This is a genomic window from Bifidobacterium felsineum, from assembly GCF_002802915.1.
Taxonomy (GTDB): Bacteria; Actinomycetota; Actinomycetes; order Actinomycetales; family Bifidobacteriaceae; genus Bifidobacterium; species Bifidobacterium felsineum.
Genome location: NZ_PEBJ01000010.1, coordinates 1 through 3200, shown reverse-complemented (window position 1 = coordinate 3200; position 3200 = coordinate 1). Strand labels below are relative to the sequence as shown.

Here is a 3200-nt window from a genome sequence, read left to right as displayed (position 1 = left end):
GAGAATCATGTTCATCACCGCATTAAACTTCAAAGAACGAATACGAGTACTCATTTTTAATAGAAGAAATTAGATGCCTAAAAGCCTTGATGAGTAAGGATAAATTTGGTTCTGTCCATTAATTATAAGATGGAAAGATGTATATAGAGCTAAAATGACATAAATGCTCTGCAAAATGATTGCAGTTCTCTTAGGGAGAATCTTCGCGAGCAATACTAGATAAAGACAATTGAATATTTGCCCATATAAACCAATTCTAGAAAGACCGGCGGCAATTAATGAAAGAAATTCTGCGCACCATCCAAGTATTGAAAGATATTCGGCGGTAAAGAATAAGCCTGTAATATTATTTTTTTTATAGTTACCTTCGCGTATGAAGAAAAGATGTAAAATTATCATGTATAGAAGTATCAATAGATTGGTCTGATTGAAGGTATTAGAATTCATCCTATCTGCTATATAAGTATAGGTGTCTCGTGTATCCGCGAGGATGGTAATAAATTCGCGATAATAAATTATAAGTGAAAAAATAAATATAAAGGTAAGTGCTCCAAGGCTTAGATATTTAATCACTTTGTCGATTTTTTGAGATCCTATATAGAGATATAATGGATATATTACTATAAAGAGTATTGCGGTTTGATGCATTGTGAATGCAAGCAGTATCGTTAGTAAAAATAATTTAAAATTACGTTTTTTTATAAAGATTAAAGATGAAAAAACAATGCATACGGCAATGCATTGCTTCATCATGTTTAATGATGATGGGAAAATTAATATAAGATAGGCGCACATTCCGAGCCAAGTATATTTTCCGACGAGATATTTAAGTGTGATGTAAATAGGAATGATGCAGATTAGCTGTAATGTTGCTAGATAAACCCAAAAAAGGTTTTGCCCTAAACGAGATACTATCCAAGTCAGTAAGAGGAATCCTGGGGGTTGGTTGCTAAATTGACTCAACAACGCGAAAAATGAGGAGGATGAAGCGGCATGTGAATATGTGTCGGCAGCGTAGACCGCGATATCTGTTCCAATCCATGTATCTCGTAGCCCTGCTACTGATACAGGAAGTAAAACGGCAATTGTTAAACAGATTCTAGACCTAAAGTAATCAGATAATTTGAAAAAAATTGTTGACAACAATATATTTGCTATATAAATGTACATCTTATTCTTTTCCAAAAAAAGTCTGAATGATGCGAACTAGTGTTTTAAATCTTGCTTTATATTTAAAGCTGGTTTTATAGATAGAAAGCTTTTCTTCTCTTGATAAAGATTTGCCGCAAGCTTTGACTTTATTGTATAAATATATGCTATACCTATCAGGATTTTTGGTATATATATTGCTATATTTCTTCTCAAGAATTGAATAAGCTTGAACGGCTTTATTATTGTTATATGTAATACTATCGGACATCAAATAACGTTTGACTAGAACAAAAGGAGTAAAAGAAGATTTGTATTTTGGATATAATCGCATCGCTAAATCCCAGTCTTGGAATCTAGGCAAAGATGGGTCAAACTTTTCCGCCAATATTACATCTTTGCGTATTAGCAGCATTTGTGTGCTCATGAAATTAGCACCTATTATATATTGCGCGTTCAACCCCGCGTTTATTGCAGTGTCCGAGGGTACTATTTCTTTATTTTCTACTGTCTGCATTCTGCATATATCAAAATCAGATTTTGTCCTGCGTATTGTACTCAACTGCATTTCGAGCTTGTTGGGAAGCCATTCATCATCGCTATCTTGAAATGCTATATATTTTCCGCGCGCAATTGATATACCATAATTACGTGCTGCGCAAGCACCTTTATTTTGTTGATATAGGTAAATAATCCGTCCATCATTGAAGGAGTTAACTACTTCCTTTGTTTTATCGGTTGAGCCATCATCCACAATAATTAATTCGAATGACTTGTAAGTCTGATTTAGAATACTATTAATTGATCGTTTTAGTGTGCTTTCGCGATTATAGGTAGGAATTATTATACTAACTTTAGGGTATTCCATTTTCGTTCCTATATTGTCAAGAATCCTTGAATTGTTTCTATAGTTTTGTCGTAATATACTTTTTCTTTTATCAAAAATAATATTCTTCTTAGTTTATTTTCTAATTCGAGTGATGCAAATTGTTTAACTACTTCATATTCTCTACGTGTTGATGCGTTTGGGAGTTTAATCAAAACGGATGCTTGATTCTCCTTTAATATCATTTGGTTGTGCCTATGTTTATAGATATGAACACCGTATTTTAAATAAAATCTTTTAATTCTTTTTACGAAGTAACTCAAAGAATATTGAGGGGCTCCAATAGTGTTTGTTTCATGTTGGCGATATTTTATTAGAGATTGATTTAGATGATGAATTTCTCCGAAAAAAGCAGCAATCTGTAGGGCAATGTAATCGTGCATCACTATTTTTTGAGGATTTATGTTTCCTCTCATCAGCATAAAGAGTTTCTTGTTGAAGCCCATTGCGCAACCTGGAACACGATTCTCAATTAATAGACGTGGGAATGATAAGTTTTTATTGCTTGGATTAAACTTTGTGTAAGAAAAGTATGACTTTGATATATTATTTAATTCTTTATCCACTACTTCTAAGTCAGAAAATACTAATTGTGGAATATTGTTATCCTTGTTTGATAATAATAATGACAATATTGATATTTTGTCTTTGTGCCAATAATCATCTTGATCAGCAAAGAAATAGTATTCTGATTCAGGTGAATAGTTTATAGCATTAATAAAATTTCCTGCGGCACCGTGATTCGAATTATTACTAATAATTTTCATGCGGCTGGTACGAAAGAAGATACTGCTTTTAAGAATGTTTAACGTATTGTCTTTTGATAAATCGTCTGATACTAATATATCAAAATCCTGATTAGTTTGATTTTCAAGTGAAGTCAAAAATTCAGGTAAATATTTTTCACCATTATAGGTTCCTAATATTATTGTAGAATGCATTGTATTCCTTAGTCTCGTTTGTAGAGGTCTCGGGTGTAGACCTTGGTTTGCACGTCGTCGAGGCAGGGGTCGTACCGGTTCGCGAGGATCGCGTCACTGCGCCGCTTGAACTCCTCCAGGTCGTTGACCACCGGGCTGCCGAAGAACGTGCCGCCGTCCTCCAGGGTCGGCTCGTACACGATCACGGTCGCGCCCTTCGCCTTGACCCGCTTCATCACGCCCTG

General features: G+C 34.4%; 3 protein-coding genes and 1 pseudogene. All 4 read right to left on the bottom strand.

Translation table 11 applies throughout. From position 1 onward, the window contains the following. Nucleotides 1–69: 69 nt before the first annotated feature. A complete protein-coding gene (locus tag CSQ86_RS10150) occupies nucleotides 70–1170 on the bottom strand; it encodes an EpsG family protein (RefSeq protein WP_100494924.1) in 1101 nt (366 codons plus the stop codon). Nucleotide 1171: 1 nt separating this feature from the next. Continuing rightward, nucleotides 1172–2017, bottom strand: coding sequence for a glycosyltransferase family 2 protein (locus CSQ86_RS09630; protein WP_100494923.1), 846 nt, complete (start codon nucleotides 2015–2017; stop codon nucleotides 1172–1174). 8 nt (nucleotides 2018–2025) lie between these two features. After that, nucleotides 2026–2976: a glycosyltransferase family 2 protein gene (locus CSQ86_RS09625; RefSeq protein ID WP_100494922.1), complete on the bottom strand. Its 951-nt coding sequence runs from the start codon at nucleotides 2974–2976 to the stop codon at nucleotides 2026–2028. 8 nt (nucleotides 2977–2984) lie between these two features. After that, nucleotides 2985–3200: pseudogene (locus tag CSQ86_RS09620) on the bottom strand (UDP-glucose 6-dehydrogenase); the annotation flags it as partial.

Excerpts from the sequence above, each read along its gene's own strand:
- CSQ86_RS10150 (WP_100494924.1), bottom strand. The coding sequence starts at position 1,170 with ATGTACATTTATATAGCAAATATATTGTTGTCAACAATTTTTTTCAAA.
- CSQ86_RS09630 (WP_100494923.1), bottom strand. The coding sequence starts at position 2,017 with ATGGAATACCCTAAAGTTAGTATAATAATTCCTACCTATAATCGCGAA.
- CSQ86_RS09625 (WP_100494922.1), bottom strand. The coding sequence starts at position 2,976 with ATGCATTCTACAATAATATTAGGAACCTATAATGGTGAAAAATATTTA.